Below are 13699 nucleotides of genomic sequence, written 5' to 3'. Positions count from 1 at the left end.
ATATTTTCGGGAGATGTATACACTATCTTAAATTAACCTTAACAGAAACTTTTTATTTGATTTTCGGTAATTCCATTGATCAATTCCAGTTCACTAATCAAAAATTCATGTGCGTTATCTAACATTTTCTTTTCGCTTGTATTAAGAGCCTTCTCTTTATTCAAACGCATTAAATCACGAACAACTTCAGCACATTCTTGGATTTTACCCGTTTTTATTTTGTTAGTGTTCACTTTATACCTTTGTTTCCACAGCAGTAATCGATCTGATTCTCCATGCTGAAAAATGTGGATGATGTCCTTTAATGCATTTATGTCAGTAATGGGGCGTATATTTGAACTCAATATTTTACCCGTAGGAATCATGACTTGCATATTACCCATCAACATTTTTATGACGTAATACTGTTGTCTTTCACCTGATATTTCCTTTTCTTCTATGGCTTTAATGATACCTGTGCCGTGCATAGGATAAACAATGTTATCACCAATTTGAAACACATAATCCACCTCCATATATGTTAACCTTTCTTAACCTTAACACACATATTCTTTTTAATCAAATTTTTAATAATATCATAAATTTATTTTTCTTGTCAATACTTTTTTATTAAAAAAGCAAAACATTAGAATCGTGTCTGATTACCACTAAGGCGAAGATTAATTTTCTAGCGTATATTTCGAAACCACTACATCCGTATATTCTTAATCCACATAAAACCTTACTATGCTTAAACACAAAAAGCGACTGCCCATTTCAGCAATCGCGCATTACTTAAGTACCTTTGTTCATGAAGATGCTTTCGATATTTTATAATTTTTATGATTGACTATCGTTGTAATAGGTTCATCTTTTGCCTCATTGTATCCGTACTCAACAATAACAGAATTTTCTCTTACAACCGTAACAGTTCCTTTATAGCTTTCCCCATCTCGTTTAAATACAATATTGTCCCCGATTTTAGCAGTTGCCATTTTTTCACCTCCGAACTTATTATTTTCAGCAAAGATAAAAAAATGCAGGAACAATTAAATACAAGATGTAATTATTGTTGAATCCCAGTATTAAATACTACTTGAGCAATTTGTTTTTCACCATTTTTCTCAAATATCTTATATTCCTGCATCCCAATTTTCTCTGCAACCTTTTGAGACGGAATATTTTTTTCCGTGGTATACGAAAATACCTTGGGATAATTTAAAACGCTAAACGCATAATCCTTACAGGCAATGGCGGCTTCTGTTGCGTACCCTTTATTCCAATAATCTTTTATTATGTGAAATCCGATCTCTGGTACAGTTTCATTTTCGATTATTTGCATGGTGATTCCACAATTTCCAATGAACTTTTCGCCATCTTTTAAAATAACAGCCCATAACCCGTGTTTATACCTTTTATAATTTTCAATATTCCATTGAATCCACTTCTTCACTTTGTCCTTGCTAAATGGTTCAGGATAGTATTGCATAGAGTGTGGGTCAGAAAGAACCTTGGATAACTCTTCTGCATCTTCCAAAACCATTTTCCTTAAATACAGCCTTTCTGTTTCAATTAATTTCAAGATCATCATCCCCCTCTCTTTTATAAGTCCTGTTTATACACAATTCCATGTTCCAAGTATATTTTTAATAGGATTAATGCTTCTCCCCATCCCACAGCACAATCAATACAGGCTTTAATGTCTTTTTCAGAATTTGTGTAGCCTGTCTCATGAAGAACGACTAATGTTCCGTCTTTATAAGGTTCAAGCGCAAAAGAAACTGTAGAATTTTGTTCTCCTGGTGACCATTGAAAAACAAATCTTTTGTTAAGGGTTGCCTCAATGATCTTGCCCCCATCTTCAATATCTACATTGTTACTACCTAAATTTTTCCATCTTAATCTAATTTCACCGGTTCCATCTTGGTTTATATCTATAGATGTATCATCTGTAAACCAAGCATTCCACCCTTGTGATGTTGAAATTGTTTTATATACCACTTCTAACGGTACATTAATATATGTTTTATGGTAGATTTCTGGCATTATCACAATCCTCCATTCTATGGATTTAAGGTGTGTGTGCATCAGACTTGCTTTATATTCATCCCTTTCATTATAATGGTAATATACAAAATATTATAATTTTTTATCTTACATCCGAATCAAGTATACTTCTAAGTCCCTTACATCATTTTTGCTTCTATGATTTACTTCTTTTGTTAGGATCTATATATCTATCATAATTGGCTACACTTCAAAATATAATAGTCCTGATGCTCTAGAACTTTCAAAGTCTATTTTTCTTTCAACTCTGCCCTTCTTCTATTGTAATAATCACACGAAAATTATGATCATCCTAGTTTCTTAAAACTAGATGTATAAATTACTAAATTATCACAGAAGGAGAGATTTAAAAATGGATACTAAAGGCAATGAAAACATTGGAGGATGCCCGTTTCATGGGGGTGTTACTAGTAACAAAGCAAGTGGGAATACAAATCGAGACTGGTGGCCAAATGCGCTAAACTTGAATATTCTCCATCAACATGACCGAAAATCCAACCCTATGGATGAAGACTTTGATTACGTTGAAGAATTTAAGAAGTTAGATTACGATGCTTTAAAGCAAGATCTTCGTAATCTCATGACAGACAGTCAAGACTGGTACCCTGCCGACTATGGACATTATGGTCCTATGTTTATTCGTATGTCTTGGCATGCTGCTGGTACATACCGAATTGGTGATGGTCGAGGTGGCGGTGGAACAGGTAACCAACGTTTCGCACCACTTAACAGTTGGCCTGACAACGTTCTCCTTGACAGAGCACGACGAATCCTTTGGCCGATTAAGCAAAAATATGGGAATAAAATTTCATGGGCAGATTTACTTGTTTTAGCAGGTAATGTTGCCATTGAAGATATGGGTGGACCAACAATTGGATTTGGAGCCGGACGCCCAGACATTTGGCATCCAGAAGAAGATGTCTATTGGGGAGCTGAAACCGAATGGCTTGGTGATAACCGTTACACTGGTGAACGTGACCTTGAAAATCCGCTTGCAGCCGTGCAAATGGGGCTTATTTATGTGAATCCAGAAGGTCCAAATGGGAAACCTGATCCGATTGCAAGCGCAAAGGATATTCGTGAAACCTTTGCACGGATGGGGATGAACGATGAAGAGACAGTTGCACTAATCGCTGGAGGACATACTTTCGGTAAAGCACATGGTGCAGGAGATGCTTCACAAGTTGGACCAGAGCCAGAGGCTGCTCCTATTGAAGCACAGGGCTTAGGTTGGCAAAGTTCTTACGGTAAAGGGTATGGCCGCGACACTATCGGTAGTGGTATTGAAGGTGCTTGGACTGCTAACCCAACCCAGTGGGACAATGGGTACTTTGATCTTTTATTTGGATATGAGTGGTGGCTGACAAAGAGTCCTGCGGGTGCATGGCAATGGCTTGTGGTAGATCCAGCCGAAGAGCATCTTGCTCCAGATGTAGAGGATCCATCCATTAAAGTTCCTACGATGATGACGACTGCGGATATGGCACTGCGTCATGACCCAGAATACGAAAAAATTTCTCGTCGTTTCCACCAGAATCCAGATGAATTTGCAGACGTATTTGCTCGTGCGTGGTTCAAGCTGCTCCACCGCGACATGGGTCCTAAGGCAAGATATCTTGGTCCAGAAGTTCCTGAAGATGATTTCATCTGGCAAGACCCTGTTCCAGCTGGTAATTATAATTTAACAGATGCTGAAATCGCTGAGATTAAGGCTAAAATTCTTGACTCGGGTCTTACAGTCAGTACGCTTGTAACAACCGCTTGGGCTTCTGCAAGTACGTACCGAGGCTCTGACCATCGAGGTGGTGCAAATGGGGCACGCATCCGCCTAGCTCCACAGAAAGATTGGGAAGTGAATCAACCGGAACAACTAGCACAGGTTCTTCAAGTTTTAGAAGGCATACAAAAGGATTTGGATATCGAAATCAGCTTGGCTGACTTAATTGTATTAGGAGGAAGTGCAGCAATTGAAAAAGCCGCACAAGATGCAGGTTTTGATGTTACGGTTCCATTTGCACCAGGACGTGGCGATGCGACACTTGAGCAAACGGAGGTTGAAAGCTTTGAAGTCTTAGAACCTATCGCTGATGGCTTCCGCAACTATCAAAAGGAACAGTATAGTGTGAGTCCAGAAGAACTCCTCATTGATAAGGCGCAACTTCTTGGTCTTACTGCACCGGAAATGACTGTCCTGATTGGTGGTATGCGAGTTCTAGGTACAAATTATGATGACACACAGCACGGCGTATTCACGGATCGTGTTGGCCAACTTACAAATGACTTCTTTGTGAACCTGCTCGATATGGGAGTACAGTGGAAGCCTGTAGGAGCAAACGTATACGAAGGTCGTGATCGCAAAACAGGTGAAGTGGTACATACAGCCACTAGAGTAGACCTAGTTTTCGGTTCAAACTCTGTCCTCCGTTCCCTCGCAGAAGTTTACGCTCAAGAGGATAACAAAGAGAAGTTTGTGCGTGATTTCATTGCAGCCTGGGTAAAGGTGATGAATGCAGATCGCTTTGATCTTAAATCGGTTGAAAACAAGAAGGCTCAACTAGCAAGTAATTAAGTCTAGAAAGAATCGTCAGACTGCATAGGTACCATTCTGTGTAATACAGCAATTAAGAATAAAACATCTTCCGACTTGGAAGATGTTTTATTTCTGTTCTATTTCACTTTTTTCCTTCTCATCCATTGTGTAGCAGCCCACTTATCGCCTACTATTACGGGGGCACCACCATGTATGGTCAGGTCATTTAAAGTTTGGTCATTATAAAAGTATTCAAAATACACAGCCATGCCCTTATGTGGAGATACTGAAAAATGAAGCTTTGGAAAATACGTTTCCCCACCCTGCTCTACATCGCTTAAGTACATGACAAGTGTGCTAATTCTAGGGTTGTTGTTTGCCTTACTGGAAGAATTGAAAAAGTCAAAATGAGCTTTATATTCTTGTCCAATTTTATAATTTAGAATTTGAAGACCTTCTCCATATTCTGTTGGTATACTCATAATCTGCGAGATTCTCTTTTCAATTCTTGTAACAATGACATTTTCACTGTTGTCTAAAAATGTACTACTGCTCGTTCTCATGTTATCTACATGGGCATTCGCAATTTTTGAACGATGCATTCGATCCTTAGACACTTTAATTAATTCATCACATTCCTCATCACTTAACACATTTCCTAAAAGGACGATTATTGGCTCTTCCAATCTAGCAATAATGTTTATTTCTCGATCATCTGTTATGATTTTATTGCCAATATGACTAAAAATAGTTGGCTCTTTAATTGGTAAATCTGTAGCATCCATTGTCAACTTTCATCAACCTCTTTAATCGTTTAAATTTTAAAAACAAATGGATTGATATAAAACAGAAAGCAATGGTTTATTCCTTTTCTATGGTCCCTCCTGTTTTTCAAAATGGATGCAAACTCTTACAATCTTCTTCTGAATGAATTTGCTTTTTTATTTTATACCCTGAAAGACTATTTTTCTATTATTTTTTTGAAAAAAATTACAAATAATGAAAGACAATTAGGAAAAAGCCTAGAGACAAGTAAAAACTTGCATCTAGGCTTCCTCATTTGGGACAGTGAACCTGTCCCTCTGTCCCACTTAATTTGTAACATTCATACTTGAAGGTAAAATGATATCATGTAATTTTTCAATTAGGTCTAGCTGGAGGAATCCATTTCCTTCAGCGCTTTTCCTGTTACCCAGTGGTACAGTTCGTCTAATGAGTTGAGCATAGACCTCTGCTTCACTAAGGGTTCGATCAAACTCTTTTTCACTTACATTGATCAGTAAACCGATTGCACCAGCTACATGCGGAGCTGCCATCGAAGTTCCTGTTAGTTGTGCATATTTATTATCTGGGTAGGTTGAAACCACATCAACACCAGGAGCAACAAGATCAATTTCCGTATTAGTGTTGGTAAATGGTGCAAGTTCTAAATCCATGTTCACAGCTCCAACCGAAATCACTTCGTTATATGCTCCAGGGTAGGCATACTCAAATGTATCCTCCTGGGAATCCCCTTCATTCCCCGCCGCAACGACTACGGATACTTTTTGATTAACCGCCTGTTTAATCGCCTTATGCAACTCAGGTACATCTTCGGGACCCCCTAGTGACATCGAAATCACACGAACTCTTTCGTTGTTCGGACCACGCCATTCCACTGCATAGTGAATGGCATCAATGATCCAGTCATAATTTCCGGCCCCTTGCCCAGTTAACGCTTTTAAACTCAATAATTGAGCCTTCGGTGCAACTCCGACAACTCCTTCATTATTTAGACTAGCCGCGATGGTACCAGATACGTGGGTACCATGTCCGTTATTGTCTTCAAATATGTCTGGGTCTCCCTTATAATCCGTTGTAAAATTCCGGCCCGCTATAATTCGATCTTTTAAATCTGGATGAGACGTGTCAATCCCGGTGTCAATGACTGCAATGACAATGCCTTCACCTTGACTGCTTTCATTCCATATTGAAGGCGCCTGTACCAATTGAACTCCCTCTGGTGTTTCATTTGTTTGATCCACAACTGACTGAATGGTAAACGGTAATAATTTGACTTGATTTTTCACGATGGTTTTCCTCCTTCAAATCAATTTTCAAAACTAATTACCTTTATTCCCTTCTGTCCAATCTAGGTGTGGTTGGCAACTTTCATCAGTTGGGGAAGGTTTGTTTCATTTTATCAAGGTGGAACAATTTTAACAAGTTAATAAACTGAAAATTAAAAAAATGAACACTTTGTCCCAATTATGAAACGCAGACTATTTTCTTATTAATCGGCTTACATTTTGGGGATAGTAAGAAAATGGAGGGTGAATGACATGGAGACTTTTACTCATTATAAAATCAATGAAACAGAACAAGGAATTGAAGTAGTCTTATATCTAAATGAAAACACAACAGAATTCTCTGCAGAATTAGGGACGATCTCCAAAGTTCAGGGGTCAAGTATAAAGAATGAAGCAATTAGCTTTGTCAAAAGAAAGCTACCTTCTTTAAAAATTAAAACCGTGAAAGTGATGGCTGGAGGAATCTTGTTATCCATTCTAGGCATTGGTGCACTACCTGCAGAAAAAGCTGCTGCAGCCAAAAAAACAAGTACACCTTCACATACTGCCTCTTTATCTTATACGGTTTCTGCTGGTGATACATTATTCAGCATTGCACAACTGTATGGCACAACAGTGAATGCCATTAAAGAGTCAAATCATCTAACTTCGGATCTTTTACAGGTTGGACAGACGTTAACGATTCCTTCTGGTGGTACGTCAATAGCAATCCCAACTCACAATACATATCAAGTTGTTTCAGGGGATACGTTATATAGTATTGCGCAGCGTCATGGTACTTCAGTGGATGGTATAAAGAAGGCCAATCAACTGTCTTCCGATGTATTAAGTATTGGACAGACTTTGAAGATACCTTCTGGTAATACATCATCTCCTACTCAAACGACTACAACCTATCAAGTTGTTTCGGGAGATACGTTATACAGCATTGCGCAGCGTCATGGTACTTCAGTGAATGGTATCAAAAAGGTCAATCAACTGTCTTCCGATGTATTAAGTATTGGACAGACTTTGACGATTCCTTCTGGTAAAACATATTCTCCTACTCAAACGATTACAACCTATCAAGTTGCTCCAGGGGATACGTTATATAGTATTGCCACGCTTTATGGTACAACAGTGGACGCTATCATGACGGCAAATAATTTATCTTCGGATTTTTTACAGATTGGACAAACATTAACAATTTCTAATGGCGGTACACCGCCCCAAACTCAAACTGATGATAATACTCATCAAGTGATGCCTGGAGATACGCTATACACAATTGCCAAGCGCAATGGAACCACAGTGGATGCTATCAAGAGAGCAAACAATTTATCATCAAATTTATTAGAGGTCGGTCAGGAATTAGCGATTCCTTCTGGTAGTTCGAAGGCTCCGGCTAATAATTCTATTTCGTCAGAACAACGCTCAGCATATAATCAAGAGGATGTCGAGTGGTTGGCAAAAATGATCTATAGTGAAGCAAGAGGTGAATCACTTGAAGGTCAAATCGCCGTTGGTGCAGTTATCATGAACCGGGTAAAAAGCCCTCTATTTCCTAATACCGTAAAAGATGTTTTGTTTGAAAAAAGCAATGGATATTATCAATTTACACCAGCAGAAACCGGTGTGATAAATACCGCCACTCCACATTCACAACATATAGAAGCAGCCAAACGAGCTATTAGTGGAGAAGATCCAACAAATGGAGCCTTATTTTTTTACAATCCTGATAAAACATCAAGCTCCTATCTTAGAAGCCGTACAGTTTCAAAAACGATCGGGAACCATGTGTTTGCTTTTTAAATATTAGATGAAAGGATAAAAAATATGTCTAAAAACAAAAACAACTCACAAAATAAGATTACGTATAGTATCTGGGACACAAATACTAAAAAAAGTCATACAATACCAACTTCTAAGTCTTCTGAAACAGCAAAAGAAATAAGAAAAATTGAAGAGTAGATATGATAGAAGAGAACGATTAAAAGAAGGGATGAACTACATTGAACTTTAAAAGCAAATTACAGGAAGCCCAAGATATTATTCATAATGCACACCATCATTTAAAACAAGTTAATTCCAATAGTATTGAATCTGAGGCATGTCATTTTGCCCAAAGTGAACTAGAAAAAGCGCAACAAATTTTACAACAGGTTCAACAACAAATACATAACTAGATTATTACTATCAAAATGGCTGATATATCCAGCCATTTTTTTAATTTTGTTAATATGTTCACTTTTCCACAACTAACTTCTGGAAAATTTTAGTATAAATAGCCTTTCTCATTAAAAAAAGGTATATCTTACATGAATCAAATGCATTTTACGAAATACGAAAATTGCGTTATAGTTAAAATGTCATATTAATGTCATATATATATCGTTTAAGGGAAAAACTTGTAAAATTCCCGTTACCACCGGAAAACAAGGAAATTGGAATACACTTTCATGTCTTCCCCTTCAAATGTGAATATGTGAACATTTTTCTAGATCTAACAGCATTTTTATACCAGATAATGCTTAGTAGAAATTCAACGATGAAGGAGAATTGAAAATGTCAGAAGTATTGACTCAAGAAAAAGAGGCTACAGGCACAGAGAAAACAGAATTACTTGATCAATTATTAAAACCTGAAGTTCAAGAATCGCTCACTGCTTTAGTCGAGCAACTACCAAAGTTAACAGAGGCTGTAAATCTCTTAACAAAAACGTATGATTTAGCTCAATTAGTGGCTACGGACGATGTCCTAAAAAATGATACAGTAAGTGCTATCAAAGAAATTTCTGAACCTGTTATCGGCTCAGTTAAAAACATTGCAGCAACGGCTATCGAAGCTAAAGACCGTGCAGAAGCTTCAAATGAAGTGATCGGTCTATTTGGTGTTTTAAAATTATTGAAAGATCCAGAAGCACAAAAAATGTTGCGCTTTGTTAGCGCATTTCTAGAAGTACAAGCTGAACGTAAAGCTTAATCATAAGTACCCTTTTATTACTTAGTAAGGACGGAGGATAAATCATGTCAAAAAAAATCGTCATCTTAGGTGCAGGTTATGGTGGATTATTAACTGCTCTAACATTACGTAAATATGCAAGTAAAGAAGAAGCGCAAATTACAGTGGTGAATAAATACCCTACTCACCAACTCATTACGGAATTACACCGCCTTGCGGGAGGTACAACGACCGAACAAGCAATCTCTTTCCCGTTAACAAAACTTTTCAAAAATAAAGATGTAAACGTGGTAATAAGCGAAGTGACATCTTTCTCAGTAGACAATAAAGAAGTTCACCTAGCGGATGGTTCTGTATTGGATTACGACAACTTAGTCGTTGCGCTTGGTAGTCAAACTGGTTACTTTGGAATCCCAGGTCTTGAGGAAAACAGTTTTGTATTAAAATCAGTTGAAGATGCAAACCGCATTTACCAACACATTGAAAGTAAAATCGCCGCTTATGCACAATCTAAGAATCTAGCAGATGCAACAATTGTTATTGGAGGTGGTGGTTTAACGGGTGTTGAACTAGTTGGTGAAATCGTAGACCACTTCCCTGAAGTAGCTAGAAAATATGGTGTTGACTTTAATGACCTAGACATCAAATTAGTTGAAGCAGGTCCTAAAATCTTACCAGTACTTCCCGATAACTTAATCGAGCGTGCAACTGAAAGTTTAGCTAAACGTGGAGTTGATTTCTTAACTGGTCTACCTGTTACAGGCGTTGAAGGAAATAAAATTTCACTTAAAGACGGTTCTACCATCGAAGCGAACACTTTTGTCTGGACAGGTGGAGTTGCGGCTCTTCCAATCGTTCAAGAATCTGGTCTTGAATGTGATCGTGGTAAAGCAGTCATTGACGAATTTTTACGTTCTAAATCACATCCAGAAGTATTTGTGGTTGGTGACGCGTCTGTATCACTTCCAGCTGATGGAGGTCGCCCATTATATGCGCCTACTGCTCAAAATGCTTGGCAAATGGGTGAAACTTGTGGCTTTAACCTGTTCGCTACTCTTAAAGGTCAAAAGCTTGAAGAATTTAACCCAATCAACTCGGGTACGCTTGCTAGTCTTGGCCGTAAAGACGGCGTAGCATCTGTTGGCGGAAACAATATTCCTTTAAAAGGTCTTCCAGCAACATTAATGAAAGAAGCAAGTCATGTTCGTTACTTATCTCATATCAAAGCCCTTTACGGCTTAGCCTATTAAGATTTAAGTTAATAACCTTAGAAAGCCAATTTTCCTATCTTTGAAAATTGGCTTTCTTTTGTCTATTCCTTACTCTTTTCTATGGTCTGTGGCTAGGAGTGAAACCCTAGACAAGGAAGAAATTTCTTCGTTATTTTCATTTGTTTTTGAAAAAATATGAATGTATAAGTAATGCGACGATACATTCTGGCTGATGTCCTTGTACGTCGATAACATGTACATTACTTAAGATATGGTTCCGTTTTAAGATTCCGATTGTCTCTTCATCAAGGGTTAATGTTATGTTTGATGTTATCGTCGTTGCAGAAGATATATACGTTTTGTCATGAAAACTAAACTGAATGGCTTCTTTTAATTTTGCAGTATTTGTAAAATTGATTTGTGTGCTTGCCTTACCAATTTGTTCTCCGTTTTTATAAATCTTCCACTGATCTTGTTGGGAAAACCATTTTTCACGAAACCAATGCACAGTATAAAGTTCATGATCAATTTGAATTTCTAAGCATAAGTACCAGCTAAAACTAAAAATATCACTTAAAGCATATTGCCATTTGTGAGGAAAGTAACGTTGTACATACCCTCTCTTCTCTTTCCCTTTGAAAAGTGGTTTTTTAATCGATAATGACTTTTGTATATTATAAAATGACCACTCTTCAATATCTTTAGGTTGAAAAGAACGCTCTTTATCTGCGAGTCGTTTACTTATCAAAAAAATGGCAAGAGATGCGACAGGAAGTAGAAATATCATTGCAAACATTAGTGGTTCAAATGCATCAAAGACTATATAACGAGCAAGTGCTGTTAATAACAATAAAACAAAGAGTAACATTAATTCAATCATCTTTTCACCTCTATTCAATTACGATTAGATTCCTATAAAAGTTTCATATTTCAGTATTGCTGTCATATTTAAATAATTGCATCTTCTATCATACCAAGTAATTGGTAAGACATAATGGGTTCGGTTCTCTATCGACCATTTTGGAAACTTACGCATAAAATAGTACATTATTTCGAACATTGTTATCGGACTAATTGAGTCCTTATTGCTTGAAGTGCAAATCCTTAATCATTCCATCAAAAAACCTAAACACAAATTTGCGTTTAGGTTTTCATTCTTGCACAGTAAACCTGTCCCTAAGTCCCTACCGTTTTTATTTTATAGGTGTCTCTCCCCGCTTCTTTTGCGTCATAGAGAGCAATGTCAGCTGTTTTTAATATAGAGGAAATGGAAGTTTCATCTTTAGGTACGATTCCAATCCCAATACTTGTTGTTAAATGGAATGTTTTATCCCCAATGGACCAAGGTTCGTGTATAGTCTTCTGTATATTTTCAACAATATTCCCTAGTTCGTCTTCTTGGGTATCAGGTAATACAATGACAAATTCATCTCCACCTAGACGTGCAATAAAATCGATATTCCGGAGATTTTTTCTGATTCTATTCCCAAATTCTATGATGACAGTATCTCCAGCATCATGTCCCATTTCATCGTTTATTGTTTTAAAATGATCGAGATCCATCATTCCAACGACAAGTCCATTTATTTTGTCATTTACGTAATCATCTACGGATTTTTTCAAGAAATCTTTTAAATACCTTCGATTCGGCAAATTCGTCATCGAATCATGGAATGCAAGATGCTTCAGTTCAGATTCATAATCCATTTGTGATTGAATATCGCTAGATACACAAACTGTATAAATGAATTCATCGTCTTCATTAAAGACAGGGGTTGCCTTCATATCAAACCACATCCACCCGTTAACCGCATGCTTTTTTCTTATATGAATTCTTCCAGACTTGTCCTTATGAATCGCATGTAAAATCGTTTCCTCTAAAAGAGATTTATCTTCAGGATGAATATTGTGGGTAAAATGTTTACCTAGTAATTCTTCTTGCTCATAGCCTAATAAATGTTTATGTGATGGTGAAGCATCAACTATAAAACCATGTGTATCCAGGATTGTGATCAAGTCCTGTGATTTTTCAGTAATAATTTTAAGACGTTGTTTTGTGTCCATATATTTTCGTGTGATGTAGATGAGGTTTGTGATATCCTTCATCATCGAAAAAATCCCAACCACTTGGTTATTTACAATAATCGGGGTGAATTTCACAACAAGCTCGATTTGCTCACCTGTTTTCTTGTTCATTATTAACGAAAAATCTAATGATTCACCTTCTATAGCTTTCTTAAAGTTCGCTTGCAATAATTCAACATTTTTCCGATCGAATAAAGCAGATAAATCAGAATATGCAATTTCATCCATGCTATAGCCTGTTAAATCTTCAACCTTATCATTACCTTCTATGATTTCACCATCTATATTAAATGTGATAATCGCATCCGAATTATTCTTGTAAAGTGAACTGTACTTCTGATTGCTCTCATTTACCTTTTTCCAATATTCCCGTAGTTCGAGTTCTCCCCATTTTTTCTCCGTAATATCATGAACAAGTGCAATAACATGTGTACATTGATTAGTACCCCTATCTATTAGTGGGGTTAATGTCGTTTCGGAATAATACTTCTCCCCAAATAACGAGTTATATGAATCTGTATATTTTATACTTTCTGCTTTTGAAACGGCTAGTCTATATTGTTCATTAAGGAAATCCGCTCTTTCTCTCGGATAAACTTCAGAGATAGATTTTCCGATTATATCTCCAGTAAAACCTGTTTTCTCCATCGCTGTATGGTTCAGAAATTCATAATAGAACTCAGAATTTTCGTCCACTTTTACAATAAATAATGGTTCTTTAATACCTTCCATTAGCACTTGATTGAAAAATTGATTTTGTAGTTCCTGCATTCGTCATCTCCATTTTGTTGGTATCGTTTGTTCATTTTCGCAACCTA

At 37.0% G+C, this 13699-nt stretch carries 13 protein-coding genes; 5 read left to right on the top strand and 8 right to left on the bottom strand.

The window, feature by feature from the left end; all coding sequences use genetic code 11:
- Nucleotides 1-38: 38 nt before the first annotated feature.
- From ABC371_RS16555 to ABC371_RS16540, 4 genes are all read right to left on the bottom strand, one after another.
- Nucleotides 39-500, bottom strand: coding sequence for a CarD family transcriptional regulator (locus ABC371_RS16555; RefSeq protein ID WP_412897785.1), 462 nt, complete (start codon nt 498-500; stop codon nt 39-41).
- Nucleotides 501-788: 288 nt separating this feature from the next.
- The gene (locus tag ABC371_RS16550; protein ID WP_412897784.1) at nt 789-974 is read right to left on the bottom strand and encodes a DUF2187 family protein; all 186 of its coding nucleotides are present in this window, start codon (nt 972-974) and stop codon (nt 789-791) included.
- A gap of 71 nt (nt 975-1045) precedes the next feature.
- Entirely contained in the window at nt 1046-1567 is a 522-nt protein-coding gene (locus ABC371_RS16545; RefSeq protein WP_412899377.1) for a GNAT family N-acetyltransferase, read from the bottom strand.
- A gap of 14 nt (nt 1568-1581) precedes the next feature.
- A complete protein-coding gene (locus tag ABC371_RS16540; RefSeq protein WP_412897783.1) occupies nt 1582-2025 on the bottom strand; it encodes an SRPBCC family protein in 444 nt (147 codons plus the stop codon).
- Nucleotides 2026-2398: 373 nt separating this feature from the next.
- On the opposite strand from ABC371_RS16540, the gene katG reads away from it, so the two are divergent.
- Entirely contained in the window at nt 2399-4615 is a 2217-nt protein-coding gene (katG, locus tag ABC371_RS16535) for a catalase/peroxidase HPI (protein WP_412897782.1), read from the top strand.
- A 98-nt stretch (nt 4616-4713) separates the two neighbouring features.
- On the opposite strand, the gene ABC371_RS16530 is transcribed toward katG, so the two are convergent.
- Together ABC371_RS16530 and ABC371_RS16525 are read right to left on the bottom strand one after the other, a co-directional pair.
- Nucleotides 4714-5361: a 2OG-Fe(II) oxygenase gene (locus tag ABC371_RS16530; protein ID WP_412899376.1), complete on the bottom strand. Its 648-nt coding sequence runs from the start codon at nt 5359-5361 to the stop codon at nt 4714-4716.
- A gap of 306 nt (nt 5362-5667) precedes the next feature.
- Complete coding sequence (locus tag ABC371_RS16525; RefSeq protein ID WP_412897781.1) at nt 5668-6645, bottom strand: S8 family peptidase; 978 nt, start codon at nt 6643-6645, stop codon at nt 5668-5670.
- A gap of 252 nt (nt 6646-6897) precedes the next feature.
- Between ABC371_RS16525 and ABC371_RS16520 the strand changes: the two genes are divergently transcribed.
- From ABC371_RS16520 to ABC371_RS16505, 4 genes are all read left to right on the top strand, one after another.
- Entirely contained in the window at nt 6898-8436 is a 1539-nt protein-coding gene (locus tag ABC371_RS16520; RefSeq protein WP_412897780.1) for a LysM peptidoglycan-binding domain-containing protein, read from the top strand.
- A gap of 200 nt (nt 8437-8636) precedes the next feature.
- The gene (locus ABC371_RS16515) at nt 8637-8810 is read left to right on the top strand and encodes a hypothetical protein (protein WP_412897779.1); all 174 of its coding nucleotides are present in this window, start codon (nt 8637-8639) and stop codon (nt 8808-8810) included.
- Nucleotides 8811-9189: 379 nt separating this feature from the next.
- Nucleotides 9190-9606 carry a helical membrane plugin domain-containing protein gene (locus ABC371_RS16510; protein ID WP_412897778.1) on the top strand — a complete coding sequence of 139 codons (417 nt, stop codon included), beginning with the start codon at nt 9190-9192 and terminating at the stop codon, nt 9604-9606.
- 44 nt (nt 9607-9650) lie between these two features.
- A complete protein-coding gene (locus tag ABC371_RS16505) occupies nt 9651-10835 on the top strand; it encodes an NAD(P)/FAD-dependent oxidoreductase (RefSeq protein WP_412897777.1) in 1185 nt (394 codons plus the stop codon).
- Between the two features lie 136 nt (nt 10836-10971).
- Here the strand turns inward: ABC371_RS16505 and ABC371_RS16500 are convergent, their stop codons facing one another.
- The gene (locus ABC371_RS16500) at nt 10972-11676 is read right to left on the bottom strand and encodes a tubby C-terminal domain-like protein (RefSeq protein WP_412897776.1); all 705 of its coding nucleotides are present in this window, start codon (nt 11674-11676) and stop codon (nt 10972-10974) included.
- Between the two features lie 296 nt (nt 11677-11972).
- Nucleotides 11973-13652: a diguanylate cyclase domain-containing protein gene (locus ABC371_RS16495; RefSeq protein ID WP_412897775.1), complete on the bottom strand. Its 1680-nt coding sequence runs from the start codon at nt 13650-13652 to the stop codon at nt 11973-11975.
- Nucleotides 13653-13699 lie beyond the last annotated feature (47 nt).

The organism is Bacillus jepli, from assembly GCF_047238305.1.
Taxonomy (GTDB): Bacteria; Bacillota; Bacilli; order Bacillales; family Bacillaceae_L; genus Ferdinandcohnia.
This window is presented reverse-complemented; position numbering and strand designations above follow the sequence as displayed.

Coding starts and splice junctions, on each gene's coding strand:
- katG (WP_412897782.1), top strand. CDS start 2,399: ATGGATACTAAAGGCAATGAAAACATTGGAGGATGCCCGTTTCATGGG.
- ABC371_RS16500 (WP_412897776.1), bottom strand. CDS start 11,676: ATGATTGAATTAATGTTACTCTTTGTTTTATTGTTATTAACAGCACTT.
- ABC371_RS16510 (WP_412897778.1), top strand. CDS start 9,190: ATGTCAGAAGTATTGACTCAAGAAAAAGAGGCTACAGGCACAGAGAAA.
- ABC371_RS16505 (WP_412897777.1), top strand. CDS start 9,651: ATGTCAAAAAAAATCGTCATCTTAGGTGCAGGTTATGGTGGATTATTA.
- ABC371_RS16550 (WP_412897784.1), bottom strand. CDS start 974: ATGGCAACTGCTAAAATCGGGGACAATATTGTATTTAAACGAGATGGG.
- ABC371_RS16495 (WP_412897775.1), bottom strand. CDS start 13,652: ATGCAGGAACTACAAAATCAATTTTTCAATCAAGTGCTAATGGAAGGT.
- ABC371_RS16530 (WP_412899376.1), bottom strand. CDS start 5,361: ATGGATGCTACAGATTTACCAATTAAAGAGCCAACTATTTTTAGTCAT.
- ABC371_RS16540 (WP_412897783.1), bottom strand. CDS start 2,025: ATGCCAGAAATCTACCATAAAACATATATTAATGTACCGTTAGAAGTG.
- ABC371_RS16545 (WP_412899377.1), bottom strand. CDS start 1,567: ATGATCTTGAAATTAATTGAAACAGAAAGGCTGTATTTAAGGAAAATG.
- ABC371_RS16520 (WP_412897780.1), top strand. CDS start 6,898: ATGGAGACTTTTACTCATTATAAAATCAATGAAACAGAACAAGGAATT.